Source organism: Salinibacillus aidingensis, assembly GCF_055393355.1.
Window position 1 is genome coordinate 1,158,346 of the sequence record NZ_AP043759.1, and the last position, 13,706, is coordinate 1,172,051.

A 13,706-nucleotide genomic window follows, 5' to 3' on the forward strand; every position below is an offset into this window, starting at 1 on the left:
TTACGCGTGGCTCCCTGAATATTAAGGAGGAAAAGGAATGTTTGAAAAGCTTACAAGTTTAAGAGAGAAACAGCCTTTAGTCCATAATATTACAAATGTTGTGGTGACCAATTTTACGGCTAATGGTCTGTATGCTCTGGGGGCTTCTCCAGTTATGGCTTATGCAAAAGAGGAAGTCGCAGAAATGGCCCGGATATCCGGATCCGTGGTATTAAATATTGGAACCTTAACGAAAGATCAGGTCGATGCCATGCTGATTGCAGGTAAATCCGCAAACGATCATGGAGTACCAGTTGTGCTGGATCCTGTTGGTGCGGGTGCAACAACATATCGTACCCAAACAGCAAAAAGAATATTAGAAGAGATTGATGTCACCCTTGTTCGTGGGAATGCTGGTGAAATTTCCAATATAGCAGGCGAACAGATAAGGATGAAAGGTGTAGATGGAGGAGATACCGAAGCCAACACGATTGAATTAGCACAGAAGGCAGCCCAATTATTTGAATGTACAGTGGTGATTACAGGGGAAACAGATGTAATTTCAGATGGGAAGGGAACCTGTACCGTTTTAAATGGTGACCCGCTGCTTACTCAAGTGACCGGAACAGGGTGCTTATTATCATCTGTTCTTGGTGCATTCCTTGCTGTTGACGGGGATATTGTCGGAACTGCTACTGCCGGTGTTTCTTTTTATGGAATTGCGGCAGAGAAAGCAGCTGAAAAATGTGCCTGGAATGAACCTGGACGCTTTCAAATGGAATTCTTAAATGAACTGGCTAAACTTACAGAGAGTGATGAATCCTTAGCAAAAATACAACATCTGACAGAGGAGGGACACCATGAACGTATCTAAAGCCTTAACCATTGCGGGTTCTGATAGTGGAGGGGGAGCAGGTATACAGGCTGATTTGAAAACATTCCAGGAACTAGGTGTATATGGAATGTCTGCATTAACAGCAGTAACTGCTCAAAATACGTTAGGAGTACAGGGGGTATATCCGGTTTCCATTGAAGGAATCAACGATCAAATCGATGCCATTGGTCAGGATCTTGGAACGAATGCTGTAAAAACAGGCATGCTTCATTCAAGCGAAGTGATTGAAGCGGTGAGTGAAAAAATTATGGAGTATCAATTCCCGAATCTTGTTGTTGATCCAGTGATGGTAGCCAAAGGCGGTGCAAAGCTGTTACAGGATGAAGCCGTGGAAACATTGGTCAATAGGCTGATTCCTTTAGCCGCTGTTGTTACGCCAAATTTGCCGGAAGCTGAAATCATTACCAACCGTAAAATTCAATCGTTGGATGACAAAAAGGAAGCAGCCCGACAAATCATTGAATCAGGGGCCGTATCGGTTGTGATGAAGGGTGGTCATGAAGAGACTGCTGAAGTTACCGATTTATTTTATGATGGGGAAACCTTTTTGGAGCTTACATCCCCAAGAATCAATACCCGGCATACCCACGGAACGGGATGCACGTTCTCATCCGCTATAGCAGCAGAGCTTGCCAGAGGAAATGATTTAGACAAAGCTGTCATTCAGGCAAAATCATTTATTCGGGCAGCCATCGAACATCCTTTAGAAATTGGAGCAGGTCACGGTCCGACCAATCATTGGGCCTATAAGCAGCAGATAAGAGGTGTGCAGCCATGAAACAGCAGAAGATTGAAGAGCATCTATCCTTATATTTTATTATGGGAAGTGCGAATTGTGGGAATCGCGATCCTGTCGATGTGCTGAAACAGGCGATCGACGGAGGGATTACACTCTTTCAATATCGTGAAAAAGGGGAAGCTGCACTTAAAGACAGGGAAAAATACCGACTGGCAGAAAAGCTCCAAAGGGTTTGTGCAGATGCAGAAATTCCCTTTATGGTTAATGATGATGTGGAACTTGCGATTGAATTAGATGCAGATGGGGTCCATGTAGGTCAGGATGATGAAGCGGCAAGGTTTGTTCGCAGGAGAATGGGGAATAAAATTTTAGGTGTCTCAGCCCATACAATAGATGAAGCCCACCAGGCCATTCATGATGGGGCAGATTATCTGGGAATAGGGCCGATTTTTCCAACCGCATCCAAAGCTGATGCCAAGAAGGCTCAGGGCCCAGAGTTGATTAAACATTTCCGTAATCAGGAAATAAACGTACCCATTGTGGGAATTGGCGGCATAACATCAGCAAATGCGCAAGAGGTTATTGAAGCGGGAGCAGATGGTGTATCTGTCATATCAGCAATAGCAGGAGCTGAAAATATCCAAAAGGCAACGGAGGAGCTTAAAACAAAGCTTCGATAAAAAATTAAAGAGGTTGGGACATTAGTCTTCCGCTTTGTCATAAACCAAATGACAGGCTACCCTAGCGAAGTATATTTCCGTAGCGGTAGATTTCTACACCTATCATAATTCGGATTTTTCTTTAGTGAAAAAACTTTTGTCCCAGCCTCTTCTTATAAAGTGATGGAGGAGTTCCGGGTTTAAGAGGGTACATTTTCTTCAATATAAGGGACAGATTTTTTTTCATCTGCTGAGGAAAGAAAGGCTTGTAAGGCTTCTGCATTCTTTTCTGCTTCCTGATACCCCTGGATGTAAAGCTGTTCAAGCTTTTGATGACTCTTTTCAATACGACTGGCTGCCAGAGGTGCTTCAGGCTGCATTATAAATACCTTATTTTGTTTCTCCATCTCTCTTAACTGATGCATGGTCTGATTGTAAAGAATATGACGATTCTGTAAGAGATTTCTTAATTCAGGTTTGTCTTTAAAAAGACGTTTGTATAGCCAATTCAGCTTTGTAGCTTTTTTGGTATAGCCTTTATTTCTTGTAAGAATCACAACATGTTTTTTCATGCCACGATCGATGAGAGGTTGAATAGGAATAGGGTTTGATACCCCGCCATCCATAAGATCCAATCCTTCATAATGGACACTTTGGGAGAGAACAGGCAGTGAACAGGAAGCTCGAATAATTGTAAATAAATCCTCTTTCTCATTAAATGAATCATAATATAAAGGCTTTCCTGTATTAATGTCTGTGGTTCCAATAATAAATTGTGATTTTGCCTGGGTAAAGGCCTCAAAATCCAAAGGTACAATCTTGTTGGGGACTTTATCAAATATATACTCCATATTAAATAATTCTCTCTTTTGGAACATGCGTTTAAAAGAAATGGACTCAGGATTTTTTCCTAACTCCTTCAGAATTTTATAATTGCGATCTCTTTGTCCGGTTATGTATGAGCTTCCGATTAAAGCTCCTGCTGATGCAGTAGCTACATAGGGAAATTCGATGTTTTTATCCATAAAAAAGTCCAGCACCCCAACTGTATAGGCACATCTCATGCCTCCACCTTCTAGCATAAGTCCAGTATGATGTTCCAAAGCGCACACTTCCTTATTCCAAAATTAATGAAAAAATGTCAGTCTCTATTAGTCTATCAAAATTACAGGAAATACTCTAGTTCAGGGCCTTTTGCTCATAAATATGATTATTGGATATTTTTGAAGTAATATTCTGATTTCGTAAAATGAAAAACCCATATACTTCATTCAATGTAAGGAATGCTAAATTATGACGGAATTATACAAATTGACTTATACGTAAATCAAAACAGGAAGTGGCGACCATAAGTCAATGGGGCAGAGCCTGGTCCCTGTCTGCTAATTTCCCCAGTATAGCCCTCGTTTACCATCCATTCCCGCTATCTTTTCTACTAAAATCGTCATATAATCAATTTGTGAGAGAAAATAAGCGAGGCTGACTTGCAGAAATGTAAGTTCGTAAAGCTGGTGAGACTAAGGTAAGTGTGAACTATGCCTCCTGGCTGCCTACGAACATCGATTGCAAGTATTGAAGTCTTTCATATTATTTTTTCACAAAATAATATTTTAGGAGGAAATTCAATGCTTAATAAATTTAAAAAATTAGCTCCAGTTGTGATGGTTGGTATTTTGGCTTTTGGAAATTCAGTGTTTGCAGCAACCACAGAAACGAGTACACAATTAGATAGTGGAAGCTTGGATGTGACAAGCTTACCTGCGACAGCATCCTTTGATACAAAAACGTTAACAGGAACAACCGATGAACTAACTACAACTTTTACTTCTCCATTAACCCTTAAAGATGCTCGAGGCACAGGTGCTGGGTGGATTCTTCAGGCATCAGCTGCTCAATTAACGGATAACACAGCCGATACTCTTGGGAAACCACTTCCATTTGAATCTCTGTCTCTAACATTAGATCAGTCAAACTTGACAGCTGCAGTAAATTCAGGATCATCTGTTGAGAATGTAGCGGTAAACGCAGGAACTCATACTTTAGATAATAGTGATTCTTCAAAGGTTGATTTAGTAGAAGCCCTACCTGATTATGGAATGGGTACGTATGACCTGAATTTTAATACGGATGCTTTAAAGTTATCCTTGAATCCTGGAACAACTTATAAAGGTACGTATACAACAACGATTAACTGGAACCTGCAGGCATCAGGTCCAAGTCTGTAAAATTGAATATTTTAAGTATCCCTTTAAACAACCATGAGAAATCATGGTTGTTTTTATTTTTTTGGGAAAGCTATCTTAGATGAGGTGATGAGTTTGAAGCGGCAAATATTCATGATTATTTTTATATTTATGATTATTTTTCCCATTGTTGCTCAGGCCGATTCTGCCCCAATCACGGTAGAGCCGATTTTGCCTGATCAGCAGAAGCAGGGAGTGAAGGGTTATTATCATTTAGAGCTTAATGAAGGGAGACGGGTGCAGCTCCAGGTTCAGGTATCCAATCAAACGGATCAGCCTGTTACTGTATTACTTACCCCTCTAAATGCATATTCGAACCCGGCGAAATCAACGGGGATTCAGTACAACGAACAAGATACAGAAAGACATCAGCTGCTAAATAAGTCATTGTCCATGAAGAAGCATCTTCAGCAGAAAGAAGTGGACATGAAGGCTAACGAGACGAAATCTGTACCCTTTACCGTGGATTTATCAGGGGTTCATGAGGGACAATGGTTAGGGGCCATACAGGTTTCAACCATAGATCAAGCCGACAATACACAGACTATGACAGAGAATGAGACGAATGTGGTGATTAAACATCAATTTACCTATACCATCCCGATAGAGATTGATTTTAACCAAGTACCAGAAACGGATTTTTCCTTTGGGGATGTACGCTTTGATTACCCGGCAGGTGGTACGGAGCTTCTTATTGAAATGCAGAACCCCACAACAGGAATCGTCAGAGATATTAGTGTTACCTACAGACTTGAGGCTGCAAGTGGAGAAGTTTTATTAGATGGAGGTATGGAATCATTCGGCTTGGTACCTAATACGTCGGCCGCCGTTCCAATTAAGTGGGATCGCTCTCCATTAGGACCTGGGGAATACACATTATTTCTGGAAGCTGTATATGATGGGAAAAAAATAACCGATGAAAAGGAGCTTGTCATCAATCGGAAAGAATCAGAAAAAATGGAAGAAAGCATAGATGCTGATGAAGAAGAAACGAATACTTTTTCTATACCTATGTGGGTAATTATAGTTCTTGGACTACTTTTAGCGGTTATATTCGTATTTCTCGGCGTATGGATAGGAAGGAGAAGAGCAGATTAAAGTTGGTGTCGATGGAATGGACCACTTTTTAACATAATAACCAGAAATCAGGGAGATACTAATTGCAGGAATTTCCATTTAGTTATATCAGTACAATTTTTGAAAGAAGTGATCTCCTTGCATTTTTTGCTTATCTCATGGCTGCTATATTTAAATATAAAAGCAAGAAGCTGGCGTTGCTTAGGAAAGGTGTATCCCAGCCTTATTTATGTGACCATATTTAATGGGCTATATTATTTTCTGTGCAAAAATTACCTGTTGTGGGATTTAAAAGACAAATATTTAAGTACGGGGACACTTCGGAAAATCCATATATTTTTGATTAATCCTTTAATGGTTCTGTATTTTTTGGCCCGTGTTCCTGGAAACCTTTTTATGAAAGGGATATATATTGCAAAAAAATCCATACAATCCCTGATGGTGGAATGGGTCGGTAATAAGCTGAAAATGATTTATTTTGATCATGGCTGGAACTTTGGCTGGTCGATGATGATCTATGCGAAAATGTATACGTTTAGTCTGCTGATACTTCGAAGGCCGTTATTAACTACTATACTCTCGATTTTTACAACTATCTGCTTTCTATTGACGTTTAATGTTCCTATACCGATTCAGATCAAACTTCGCCAATTTATGAAGCGACTGCTCAGATTTTATAAGGTCAATCGCCAGTTTGTCTTGGCAGTTTTAACGGTTATTATGACTCTTTTAGCGCTGGTGAGAGGGAGAAGGAAAATGAATATTTTCTTCTGGATATTATATACCATCGGACGTATGTTTTTTCTTCCTGTTTATACAGAAAAGGTGGCGTGGAAGCAGTGAATTCTAGAGTGCTTTTTGATACAGGAAAGAGAATATCACGGTGTTGACAGAATACTGACGGGGGTATATGATGTTCGTACACTGTTTTTCAATCCATTGATGAAGCAGGGATTGGCAAATGGTTGTTGATTTTGTATGATAATATTAGAAACTTGAATAATTAAAGGATGCATCCCTTCGTTCATTATAGAAACGTGCTGAAGATTGGAAAGGGGAAATATCAGTGGAATATGACACACAGACAAAGAACCGGATGAAACGAATTGAAGGACAAGTCCGGGGATTATTAAAAATGATGGAAGAAGAAAAAGAATGCCGGGATGTTGTGACGCAAATGTCCGCGGTTAGAAATGCCCTTGACCGAACAGCTGCATTAATAGTCAGTAAGAATCTTGAGCAGTGTATTCGGGAGGAAAAAGATAGCGAAGAGAATTCTGAGGATCTTATAAAGGAAGCTGTAAACCTGCTTGTAAAAAGCAGATAAAGTGAGACTTCCATCAGTGGGGGGGGGTTCTCATCCCTCACTGATGGTTAGTTGAACTTATCAGGAATTTACTGACCGTTTATCCCCCACTTAGCCTTGCTGGGTTACCCTCAAGACTAAGTGGGGGATTACGGCCAGTTAATACGTGATAAATAGATGGGTTGACATTTTAAAATCAGTATATTACCCTTTCTTACAGGGTAAACAAAAGATGTTAACCCTATTTTTTATAGAGTTACAAATACCCCTACCTGTATATGTATTATACAATTGGATGTGCATTAGTCCCATCAACCATGTTGGAAATAGGGGTATATGAAACTAATAGAGTATGGAGGTTATCAACATGAAGGAAATTCAACCAAAGGAACTGGCAAAAAAATTAAGATCAGATGAGGACGTCAATGTTATTGATGTTCGTGAAGATGATGAGGTTGCACAAGGAAAAATCCCTGGTGCAAAACATATTCCGCTGGGTCAAATTCCAGATCGTTTAAATGAGCTGGATAAAAATGAACATTACTACATGGTCTGTCGTTCTGGAGGCAGAAGTGGCAGAGCCTGTGAAATTTTGAAATCTGAAGGCTTTGATGTAACAAATATGAGCGGCGGAATGCTTGCCTGGGAAGATGAAACGGAATAATTAAGGAGGTTCATAAATGACTATACAAGCAAATGAAACCTTAGATGCAACAGGATTATCATGCCCGATGCCGATTGTGAAAACGAAAAAGGCGATTACGAATCTTGGGCCTGGCCAAGTCATTGAAGTTCAGGCTACGGATAAAGGCTCCACTGCCGATATGAAGGCATGGGCAGATAATACAGGTCATCATTACCTCGGAACTACTGAAGAAGGCGATGTACTTAAACACTACATTCGGAAGGCCAGTGAGTCTGAATCGAAAGAAGAAACAAAGCATGAAGATGTAGTGGATTTGGAAAATCTTCGCCAAAAGGTAGAAGGTGATGAAAAAATTTCAATCATCGATGTTCGGGAGCCTGCTGAATATGCTTTTGGTCATATTCCGGGAGCTAAAAACATCCCATTGGATCAGCTTGAGGAACATATCGATGAAATGGATCCTGAAGAGGACCTGCACATCATCTGCCGTACAGGGAATCGCAGTGATCTGGCAGCACAGAAGCTTGCAGAAAAAGGTTTTAAATCCGTGAAAAATGTAGTACCGGGCATGTCCAGCTGGGAAGGCCCAACTGAAAAAAATCAAGACTAATATTTAGGAGGAGATTTATTATGGCAAACACAAAAATCGCGATTATTGCAGCAAACGGAGGACTTTTCGACGCTTATAAGGTATTTAATATTGCATCTGTAGGAGCAGCTTCTGACGCAGAGGTAGGAATATTCTTCACATTTGAAGGTCTGAATTTAATTCACAAGGATGCACACAAGAACCTTCCATTACCTGAAGGAAAAGAACACTTCCAGGAAGGATTCAAAAATGCCAATGTACCTTCCATTGAAGAACTAGTGAGCATGGCGCAGGAAATGAACGTTAAAATGATAGGCTGTCAAATGACGATGGACGTTATGAACCTTGATAAGGATCAATTTGTCGATGGTGTAGAAGTAGGCGGAGCAGCTTCATTTATTGATTTCGCTAAAGATGCTGACATGACACTTACATTCTAAAAAAGGGGGAAATGGAATTGTCAAAATCAATCACAACGAAAGAACTTGCCCAAAAAATCGCAAATCATGAAAAAACGATGATTTTGGATGTGCGAAATACCGATGAATTTGATAATTGGAAAGTAGAAGGCGGCAACGTAGAGGTAATCAATGAACCCTATTTCAATTTATTAGATGGAGTGGAACCTGTTGCTGACAAATTGGATAAAGATCAGGAAATCATTGTCCTATGTGCTAAGGGTGGCTCTTCTGAAATGGTTGCCGATATGATGGAAGAAGAAGGATTTACAAATGTATACAGTCTTGAGGGCGGAATGAAGGCCTGGAGTGAACACTTAGAACCAGTCAAGATTGCTGATTTAAACGATGGAGGTGCTCTATACCAATTTGTTCGTCTTGGTAAGGGCTGCCTATCCTACTTTGTAGAATCGAATGGCGAAGCGGCCATCATTGATTCCAACCGTATGACGGATATTTATGAAAACTTCGCGAAGGAAAAAGGTGTGGAAATCAAGCATGTTCTGGATACCCACCTGCACGCAGACCATATTTCAGGTGGCCGTAAGCTGGCGGATAACGCAGGTGCAACCTATTATCTTCCACCTAAGGACGCAACGGAAGTAACCTTTGACTACACACCACTTGAAGAAGGAAACGATATTACAGTTGGAAATACAACTGTGAAGGTTCAGCCGTTATATTCTCCAGGTCATACAATGGGAAGTACATCTTTCATTATTGATGATCAGTACCTTCTGACTGGAGATATTCTATTCGTGAGATCTATTGGTCGTCCGGACCTTGCAGGACTTGCAGATGATTGGGTGGGCGATCTTCGTGAAACCCTATATTCACGTTACAAAGAACTATCCGATGACTTAATTGTTCTTCCTGCTCACTACTCCTTTGCGGAAGAACTTGGTGAAGGTGGTCAGGTATCCGCAAGACTAGGCGATCTGTATGATCAAAATTCAGGCTTAAACGTGGATGATGAAGAAGAATTCCGTAAGATGGTGACAGAAAATCTGCCGCCACAGCCTAATGACTATGAAGATATTCGAAAAACCAATATGGGTAAAATCAGTCCTGAATTAGAAAGACAAAAAGAAATGGAGACGGGACCAAACCGTTGTGCCGTTGAAGGCTAAATGATAGGAGGAGAAACAATGGAAGCAGCAAAAGTATTAGATGCAAAAGGTCTATCCTGTCCAATGCCAATCGTTAAAACGAAAAAGGCGATTGAAGAATTGGAGGCTGGGGAAATTTTAGAGGTTCATGCGACAGATAAAGGTGCTAAAAATGATCTGACCGCATGGGCTAAGTCCGGCAGTCATGAAATTGTTGATAGTACCGAAGAAGATGATGTTCTGAAGTTCTGGATTAAAAAAGGTTAATAGGTTTTGGGAAGATATTAATGCTAAATAGCAATTATAGAAGGTGCATTATAGCCGCTGCGGAAATATACTTCGCTTTCACCCAAGGGCACAAGTGCGACATCTACTCAAACTCCCTTTGGTCATTTTCGTAGTGTCTTCTTTGCCGTGGGCGGCTGGTGAGCCTCCTCGTGCTATCGCACTGCGGGGTCTCACCTAGGCCTTCCTCCCACAGGAGTCTACGTATATTTCCTCCGCTAATACGTGGTTTTATAAAATCTCTTTCTCAAAACTAAAAATAAGCGGTGATTCTCAATATTGAAATAGGTATCATTACTGATAACAATTGAAATAGGAGATAGGGGGCAGACGATGGAATACAGTATACTCTTCATGATTACCCTATTTTTAATTGGCTTTGCCGGTTCCTTTTTATCCGGAATGGTAGGAATTGGTGGGTCCATTATTAAATATCCAATGCTTTTATATATTCCTGGATTGCTCGGATTTGCAGCCTTTACAGCACATGAGGTTTCAGGAATAAGTGCGATTCAGGTATTGTTTGCTATGATTGCTGGTGTATGGGCCTATCGAAAAGGCGGCTATTTAAACAAACAGCTCATTATTTATATGGGTGTAAGTATTTTAATCGGGAGTTTTATCGGTGGATATGGCTCTCAATTTATGAGTCAGGACGGAATTAACTTTGTCTATGGAATCCTTGCTACGGTTGCAGCCATTATGATGTTTATTCCGAAAAAAGGTGTCGATGATATTCCTCTGGATGAGGTGACCTTTAATAAGTGGTTAGCTGCAGGAGCCGCATTTATTGTAGGTGTAGGAGCCGGTATTGTTGGAGCGGCTGGGGCATTTATTCTTGTGCCAATCATGCTTGTGGTTTTTAAAATCCCAACGAGAATGACCATTGCCTCTTCATTAGCGATTACCTTTATCTCATCAATTGGTTCCACAGCTGGTAAAATTTTAACAGGCCAGATCCTGTTTATCCCTGCTATTATTATGATTATCGCAAGCCTTATCGCTTCACCACTCGGTGCAAAAGCGGGTCAAAAAATGAACACAAAAGTTCTGCAGGGGATTTTAGCTGTACTTATTCTCGGAACAGCGATTAAAATCTGGGCTGACTTTTTCTAATCGAATATTAAAGGGAGAGGAATTATGGATATGATTCAATGGATATTACTCATCTTATTAGCGTTTCTTTTGATTAATCGTTTTATGCCTGTGAAAGGAATTACCAATATTGCTTCACAGCAGGCGAAGGATAAATTTAAGGATAAAAATGTTCAATTTGTTGATGTTCGTACGCCTGGCGAATATAAGGCCAATCATAAAAAGCCATTTAAAAATATTCCACTGCAGCAGCTTTCAGGTCGAGTGAGTGAACTTGATCCTGATAAAGAAGTGGTTGTGGTTTGTCAAAGCGGAATGAGAAGTATGAAAGCCGCTAAAATGCTTAAGAAAAAAGGTTTCAATAAGATTAGCAATGTTAAAGGCGGTATGGGTGCCTGGGTATAATAACCGAATGAATCACTCGCTAACTCCAAGTAACTTAGAGCTTGGGGTTATTTTTTTATGGTTTTGAGGCGGAGCAGAGGGTGGCGTGCTGGATTTCATGAGGGCTGGTGGGACGGATTCAATCTGATTGGCTGATTTATCAATCAGATTACGGGTTTTATCGGTCATTTTGCACATGATTCACGTCTGGATTGAAATTTATACGTTAGGGCTTGGTTGTTGCTGGGATTTATCTGTCGCTTGGTTTTTTTTATAAGTCAGTATAAGGATTATATCGGTCTGTTTGTGATGGATATCCGTATGTGTGAGATGTTTATCGGTCAATTTACACGTTTTATCCATTTGCCACCGGGGTATCCGTCGTTTTTCTTACAACCATGTCAATTCCAGGCAGTTATCCGTCAAAATGAGATGTTTATCTGTCAAAAATGCTCATCTATCAGTTTAACTTCATTCAAACAAAAAGCCCAACCCCAGCAAGAGGTTGGGCTTTCATTTTTAATTGTCCGCTTCCAGATGATCGTCCAGAAACTGCATCCGATCATTAAATAAGGTTGGATAGGATAAATATCCAAGCAGAATACTTGTGACAACCGCCGTGGTTAGCAGAAGGAATAAGATAAGCAGCTGAAACATGACGGCCTGAACGGGATCGGCCCCGGCGATAATCTGACCGCTCATCATTCCGGGCAATTGGACGAGGCCGATGGTTTTCTGGCTTTCAATGGTTGGAATGGTACTAGCTTTTATGGATGTTACCAGCTGCCTGTGAATGGCTTGTTTAGGCGTTCCACCCAAAGATAAGATCAGCTCGGTCTGATCCTGCTGGTTAGTGATCTCAGACGTGAAACGATTTAAAAACAGGATCGCCAGCACCATGGAGTTTCCAATCACCATTCCGCTAATAGGAATGATGTATTGAGCCGTTGCCGGGGTTATATCCAGCCCCAATAAAATGCCCTGGGTTAATAGTTCAATGAAAATAAATGTGACGACAAGCTTCCAGATGATTCCTTTAATAGAAGCACCTTTTCTCTGGGCATTGTGTGTAGCTGCTGTAATCATAAGAGCAATCATGAGCAAAATATAGATCATATGCTCAGAATCAAAAACAAATTGAAGCACATATCCAACCGCCAGCAATTGAATGATGGATCGAATGGCGGCGATGATTGTATCTTTCTCCAGCCCCAGGTTAAAGGTTTTTGATAATAAAAGGGGAATGACAACAAAAATGAGCGTAATCGATAAAGTTAAGTAAGTCATTCAATTTCCCCCTTTACAAAGTGCTGTACAGCAGAATTACGGGGGTGATTGAGTAAATCGCTGGGGCCGGTTTCAACGACCTTGCCCTCCATCATCACCCATGTATAATGACCAACATCCAGGGCCTGCTGCAAGTTATGAGTGATCCAGATAATGGTGGTATGGTAAACTTCATTAATTCTCGCGATCAGTTTTTCAATATCTTCCTGGGATACACGGTCAAGTGATGACGTGATTTCATCAAGCAGTAAAATCTCCGGCTGATTGACAAGGGTTCGGGCGATGGAAAGCTTCTGCTGCTGTCCGCCTGATAGATCCTTTGTATTCCGATGTAAATAATCCTCGGGCAGACCGACTAATTTGAGTAACTCCTTTGCCCGATCTTCAGACAATTGCTGTTCCTGCAGTTCTAAGGGTAAATTCAGATTATCATAAGCATTCCCTTTAATCATCGGTGCACTTTGCAGGGCGATGCCAACCTTTTGACGCAGATGAACAGGGTTGTAGTTTTTTATATGCCGGTCCAAAATATAGATATCTCCATTATCCGGTGATTTCAGTCCGTTACATAGCGTGAATAATGTGGACTTACCAGCACCGGACGGCCCGACTAACGTAGTGATTTTTCCTTCAGGGAATGATCCGGTGATGTCTTTTAAAATATGTAATCCATCATCAGAGTAATTCACTTGTTCAAATCGTATAGCCGTATTATCCGCGGACATGGATTCATCACTCACTTTAGAGGTTTATTTTTCATTATTCTTTCCTTATTTTATGGAATGCTATTCCTGTATTCAAGATGATTGCTCAGACCTGAACAAAATCCCGGGGGCTTTCGACTGATAGAGTTTTTGTTATTTACTATGTATAGAAAAGGCAGGGGACAATATCTTTACCCTGCCTGGTATTACAGGTTCATTCGTGAAAAGGATAAAGGAAAACCACGAATGAA

At 40.7% G+C, this 13,706-nt stretch carries 17 protein-coding genes; 14 read left to right on the forward strand and 3 right to left on the reverse strand.

What is annotated here, in order from left to right:
* The first annotated feature begins 37 nt into the window (after positions 1–37).
* The 3 genes from thiM to thiE are packed head-to-tail and all read left to right on the forward strand — an operon-like array spanning position 38 to position 2,293.
* Positions 38–853, forward strand: coding sequence for a hydroxyethylthiazole kinase (gene thiM, locus ACZ5OK_RS06325; RefSeq protein ID WP_343843461.1), 816 nt, complete (start codon positions 38–40; stop codon positions 851–853).
* On the forward strand, positions 840–1,652 hold the full coding sequence (thiD, locus tag ACZ5OK_RS06330; RefSeq protein ID WP_343843464.1) for a bifunctional hydroxymethylpyrimidine kinase/phosphomethylpyrimidine kinase: 813 nt from the start codon (positions 840–842) through the stop codon (positions 1,650–1,652). The genes thiM and thiD overlap by 14 nt, the downstream gene beginning before the upstream one ends.
* Complete coding sequence (gene thiE, locus ACZ5OK_RS06335) at positions 1,649–2,293, forward strand: thiamine phosphate synthase (protein ID WP_343843467.1); 645 nt, start codon at positions 1,649–1,651, stop codon at positions 2,291–2,293. The genes thiD and thiE overlap by 4 nt, the downstream gene beginning before the upstream one ends.
* A 179-nt stretch (positions 2,294–2,472) precedes the next feature.
* Here thiE and ACZ5OK_RS06340 read toward each other — a convergent pair whose 3' ends face one another.
* Positions 2,473–3,375: a patatin-like phospholipase family protein gene (locus tag ACZ5OK_RS06340; RefSeq protein WP_343843470.1), complete on the reverse strand. Its 903-nt coding sequence runs from the start codon at positions 3,373–3,375 to the stop codon at positions 2,473–2,475.
* A gap of 522 nt (positions 3,376–3,897) precedes the next feature.
* On the opposite strand from ACZ5OK_RS06340, the gene ACZ5OK_RS06345 reads away from it, so the two are divergent.
* The 11 genes from ACZ5OK_RS06345 to ACZ5OK_RS06395 all read left to right on the forward strand — a co-directional run bounded on the left by ACZ5OK_RS06345 (position 3,898) and on the right by ACZ5OK_RS06395 (position 11,485).
* On the forward strand, positions 3,898–4,497 hold the full coding sequence (locus ACZ5OK_RS06345) for a WxL domain-containing protein (protein ID WP_343843472.1): 600 nt from the start codon (positions 3,898–3,900) through the stop codon (positions 4,495–4,497).
* A 111-nt stretch (positions 4,498–4,608) separates the two neighbouring features.
* Positions 4,609–5,613: a WxL protein peptidoglycan domain-containing protein gene (locus ACZ5OK_RS06350; RefSeq protein WP_343843475.1), complete on the forward strand. Its 1,005-nt coding sequence runs from the start codon at positions 4,609–4,611 to the stop codon at positions 5,611–5,613.
* A gap of 375 nt (positions 5,614–5,988) precedes the next feature.
* Positions 5,989–6,435 (forward strand): hypothetical protein, encoded by a 447-nt coding sequence (locus ACZ5OK_RS06355; protein ID WP_343843477.1) that lies wholly within the window; start codon positions 5,989–5,991, stop codon positions 6,433–6,435.
* Positions 6,436–6,658: 223 nt separating this feature from the next.
* Complete coding sequence (locus ACZ5OK_RS06360) at positions 6,659–6,919, forward strand: metal-sensitive transcriptional regulator (protein WP_343843480.1); 261 nt, start codon at positions 6,659–6,661, stop codon at positions 6,917–6,919.
* 346 nt (positions 6,920–7,265) lie between these two features.
* Positions 7,266–7,562 carry a rhodanese-like domain-containing protein gene (locus tag ACZ5OK_RS06365; RefSeq protein WP_343843483.1) on the forward strand — a complete coding sequence of 99 codons (297 nt, stop codon included), beginning with the start codon at positions 7,266–7,268 and terminating at the stop codon, positions 7,560–7,562.
* A 16-nt stretch (positions 7,563–7,578) separates the two neighbouring features.
* Positions 7,579–8,154 carry a sulfurtransferase TusA family protein gene (locus tag ACZ5OK_RS06370; RefSeq protein WP_343843486.1) on the forward strand — a complete coding sequence of 192 codons (576 nt, stop codon included), beginning with the start codon at positions 7,579–7,581 and terminating at the stop codon, positions 8,152–8,154.
* Between the two features lie 20 nt (positions 8,155–8,174).
* On the forward strand, positions 8,175–8,573 hold the full coding sequence (locus ACZ5OK_RS06375; RefSeq protein ID WP_343843488.1) for a DsrE/DsrF/DrsH-like family protein: 399 nt from the start codon (positions 8,175–8,177) through the stop codon (positions 8,571–8,573).
* A 17-nt stretch (positions 8,574–8,590) separates the two neighbouring features.
* Positions 8,591–9,721 carry an MBL fold metallo-hydrolase gene (locus tag ACZ5OK_RS06380; RefSeq protein WP_343843491.1) on the forward strand — a complete coding sequence of 377 codons (1,131 nt, stop codon included), beginning with the start codon at positions 8,591–8,593 and terminating at the stop codon, positions 9,719–9,721.
* 18 nt (positions 9,722–9,739) lie between these two features.
* On the forward strand, positions 9,740–9,967 hold the full coding sequence (locus tag ACZ5OK_RS06385) for a sulfurtransferase TusA family protein (RefSeq protein WP_343843493.1): 228 nt from the start codon (positions 9,740–9,742) through the stop codon (positions 9,965–9,967).
* Positions 9,968–10,318: 351 nt separating this feature from the next.
* Positions 10,319–11,101: a sulfite exporter TauE/SafE family protein gene (locus ACZ5OK_RS06390; protein ID WP_343843496.1), complete on the forward strand. Its 783-nt coding sequence runs from the start codon at positions 10,319–10,321 to the stop codon at positions 11,099–11,101.
* A 24-nt stretch (positions 11,102–11,125) separates the two neighbouring features.
* Positions 11,126–11,485, forward strand: coding sequence for a rhodanese-like domain-containing protein (locus ACZ5OK_RS06395; protein WP_343843498.1), 360 nt, complete (start codon positions 11,126–11,128; stop codon positions 11,483–11,485).
* Positions 11,486–11,983: 498 nt separating this feature from the next.
* Here ACZ5OK_RS06395 and ACZ5OK_RS06400 read toward each other — a convergent pair whose 3' ends face one another.
* Together ACZ5OK_RS06400 and ACZ5OK_RS06405 are read right to left on the reverse strand one after the other, a co-directional pair.
* The gene (locus ACZ5OK_RS06400; protein ID WP_343843500.1) at positions 11,984–12,751 is read right to left on the reverse strand and encodes an ABC transporter permease; all 768 of its coding nucleotides are present in this window, start codon (positions 12,749–12,751) and stop codon (positions 11,984–11,986) included.
* Positions 12,748–13,476 carry an ABC transporter ATP-binding protein gene (locus ACZ5OK_RS06405; protein WP_343843667.1) on the reverse strand — a complete coding sequence of 243 codons (729 nt, stop codon included), beginning with the start codon at positions 13,474–13,476 and terminating at the stop codon, positions 12,748–12,750. The genes ACZ5OK_RS06400 and ACZ5OK_RS06405 overlap by 4 nt, the downstream gene beginning before the upstream one ends.
* Positions 13,477–13,706: the final 230 nt, after the last annotated feature.